2 protein-coding genes and 2 pseudogenes are annotated in these 2738 nt (G+C 36.5%); 2 read left to right on the top strand and 2 right to left on the bottom strand.

Annotated elements, in window-relative coordinates:
- Positions 1–96 precede the first annotated feature (96 nt).
- Together J500_RS16555 and J500_RS16550 are read right to left on the bottom strand one after the other, a co-directional pair.
- Positions 97–503: pseudogene (locus J500_RS16555) on the bottom strand (transposase); the annotation flags it as partial.
- A gap of 93 nt (positions 504–596) precedes the next feature.
- Positions 597–1079: pseudogene (locus tag J500_RS16550) on the bottom strand (zinc-binding dehydrogenase); the annotation flags it as partial.
- Positions 1080–1141: 62 nt separating this feature from the next.
- Between J500_RS16550 and J500_RS16545 the strand changes: the two are divergent.
- Together J500_RS16545 and J500_RS16540 are read left to right on the top strand one after the other, a co-directional pair.
- Entirely contained in the window at positions 1142–1846 is a 705-nt protein-coding gene (locus tag J500_RS16545; RefSeq protein ID WP_001067783.1) for an IS6-like element IS1008 family transposase, read from the top strand.
- 578 nt (positions 1847–2424) lie between these two features.
- Positions 2425–2700, top strand: coding sequence for a metal/formaldehyde-sensitive transcriptional repressor (locus tag J500_RS16540; RefSeq protein WP_001133624.1), 276 nt, complete (start codon positions 2425–2427; stop codon positions 2698–2700).
- Positions 2701–2738 lie beyond the last annotated feature (38 nt).

Genomic DNA, 2738 nt, shown 5'->3' with positions numbered 1-2738 from the left:
GAATGATTTCACCTTGAAAGTGCCGACCGTGGAAGGGATTCATCTGCTGTATCTCGAAATAAATAAGATATTTAGCTTATCATGTCAGCCTATTTGCAACAGTGCCGATACATCGGCATCGTACATTTCTTTAAAAAAGCAACAATTTCTCTATTTGTCATTCCTTTCGCATATAGCGAAAGAATTTGATCATCCATGCTAGTAATGCGTGTTTGATGCTTCTTAATAATCTGTGGTTCAAAAGAGCCATCACGATCACGAGGGATATCTAAAGCAAGCTGCCCATCTTGTGTTAGAACTGTTTTGGAGCTAAAACCATTACGTGCATTAGATCCTTTCTTAGGTTGATGCTTTTCATAGCCTAAATGTTCAGAAAGCTCAGTATTCAGAGCGGTTTCGATCATGAACTTTTTAAATATGGCTGTCATTTGGTTTAAATCTTCAGGAGTTTTTAAACCTTTAGCTAATTCAGCTGCCATACTTTTGATTGTAGCTTCATCCATGTGAAGTACCTCTTTTTATTATCCTCAGTAGGATAAATGAAAATTAAGTACTTACACAAAATTTAGAACAGTCCCACAACTCATTTTGTTGAACTATATCTGTACAACAACTCTACCTCGAATTTTTCCATCTAAAATTTCATTTGAAATATTTAAAGCATCTGTTAACTGAATTTCAGTCGTTACTGTTTCTAATTTTGTTTGATCTAATTCTGTAGCCAAACGTTCCCATGCTTCTTTTCTTAATTCGATTGGTGCCATCACGCTATCAATTCCATATAAGGTAATCCCTCTTAGAATAAATGGAGCAACTGTTGCTGGAAAATCCATTCCGCCTGCCAAACCACACGCAGCAACTGCACCACGATATTTTGTACTAGCACATGCATTGGCTAAAGTATGGCTTCCAACAGTATCAATTACGCCAGCCCAAACTTCTTTGTTTAATGGCTTTCCTGGGGAAGATAATTCAATACGATCAATAATTTCACTCGCCCCTAGATAGGTTAAATATTCTGACTCTTGAGGTCGACCAGTCGAAGCTGTAATCTCATAACCAAGATGATTCAAAATAAGGCACTGTTGCAAATAGGCTGACATGATAAGCTAAATATCTTATTTATTTCGAGATACAGCAGATGAATCCCTTCCACGGTCGGCACTTTCAAGGTGAAATCATTCTTTGGGCTGTTCGTTGGTATTGTAAATATGGCATCAGCTATCGTGAACTTCAAGAAATGCTCGCTGAACGAGGCATAAATGTGGATCACAGTACAATTTATCGTTGGGTTCAGCGTTATGCTCCAGAAATGGAAAAACGGTTACGCTGGTATTGGCGTAATCCTACAGATTTACATTCATGGCATATGGATGAGACTTATATCAAAGTGAAGGGGCGATGGACTTACCTGTATCGTGCAGTTGATCAACGGGGTCATACGATTGACTTTTACCTTTCCGCTAGACGGAACAGTAAATCAGCCTATAGTTTTCTAGGAAAGATCTTCAATACGGTGAAAAAATGGCAAATTCCACGGGTCATCAATACAGATAAAGCAGCGACCTATGGCCATGCTTTATCACGATTAAAGCGAGAAGGAAAATGTCCAGTAGATATTGAGCACAGGCAGATTAAGTATAAAAATAATGTCATTGAATGTGATCATGGTAAGTTAAAGCGAATCATCAGGGCCACATTAGGATTCAAATCTATGAAGACTGCTTATGCCACAATTAAAGGTATTGAAGTCATGCGTGCACTACGTAAAGGACAAGCATCGTCATTTTATTATGGTCAGCCTCAGGGTGAAGTGTGTCTAATCAACAGGGTTTTCGGTCTCTAAGCACTTTTTAAAGGGAACATCATCGACTCAAATCACTATTTGCAACAGTGCCGTTTAAATTCATGATCACCAAAATTTTCTAGGATAAGAGCATTCATCATCTTATTCATAGTTATTCCTTATTCTTAACTGGGGGATGATATGCACAGTACCAAAATAAATTAATCCAATAAATGATATTTATAGGATTTAATAATTCCTAAATAATGAATAATAAATATCATCCGCTCACTAAAAATATTCTAGTACAGTCTGTAAAGGCAGTTTAATCTAAACTGTCGGTAGTATTTTCAAGGCTTGAAACGTTCAAAATATCTACAAAGTGGCTAAAATTTGAAACATAATTCTAAAAGGTCACAGCATCACAAAGAACATGAGCCAAAATAAAAAAATGGGAGCTGAAAGTCCCATTCTTTGTGACTTTAGCATCAGCTCTACGATGTTAATTTAAAAAAAAACTAAAAACAGGGATAGAAAATTTTCGCTAAAGGTCTTTTTGATTTTCGATTTATAAAAAATATTGCTTTTTTTATACTATGGGGTACTATAGTATTAATGCTAGCAAGTAAGGAGGTCTGATGCCTAATCAGGTTGAAGACAAAAAAAAGATTCTTCTACGCGTCAGAAAGATCAAAGGTCAGACGCAAGCGATTGAAAAAGCGTTAGAAGACAATGTGGAATGTGGTGCAATTCTGCAACAAATATGCTCTGTGCGTGGTGCTATTAATGGTTTAATGAATGAAATGTTGGAGGTTCATTTAAAGGACACTTTAGTATCAGGTGAAACTACAGAACAACAACGAAAAGAAGAATTGGCTGAAATCGCCAAGATTCTAAAATCATATTTAAAATAGATCTGTATAAGGAATTATTCCATGAAGTCACGTGCTGC

Source organism: Acinetobacter sp. 479375 (assembly GCF_000581715.1).
Classification (GTDB): domain Bacteria; phylum Pseudomonadota; class Gammaproteobacteria; order Pseudomonadales; family Moraxellaceae; genus Acinetobacter; species Acinetobacter ursingii.
This window is presented reverse-complemented; position numbering and strand designations above follow the sequence as displayed.